At 48.9% G+C, this 276-nt stretch carries 1 pseudogene; it reads left to right on the top strand.

From position 1 onward, the window contains the following. Nucleotides 1-104: 104 nt before the first annotated feature. Nucleotides 105-276: pseudogene (locus HMPREF2959_RS07585) on the top strand (pilin); the annotation flags it as partial.

Here is a 276-nt window from a genome sequence, read left to right as displayed (position 1 = left end):
CGTCATTCCCACGAAAGTGGGAATCTAGGACGTAAAATCTAAAGAAACCGTTTTCCCGATAAATTTCCGTGCCGACAGACCTAGATTCCCGCCTGCGCGGGAATGACGAAGCTATCCTTTTGGCTGAAGGTCAAAAATCAGCCGTCACCGAGTATTACCTGAATCACGGCGAATGGCCCGGCAACAACAGTTCTGCCGGCGTGGCATCCTCCTCTAAAATCAAAGGCAAATATGTTAAGGAAGTTGAAGTCAAAAACGGCGTCGTTACCGCCACAA

Origin of the sequence: Neisseria sp. HMSC070F02, assembly GCF_001814225.1 — a bacterium.
Classification (GTDB): domain Bacteria; phylum Pseudomonadota; class Gammaproteobacteria; order Burkholderiales; family Neisseriaceae; genus Neisseria; species Neisseria meningitidis.
Note: the sequence above shows the minus strand (reverse complement) of the source record. Positions and strands in the feature narration are given on the sequence as shown.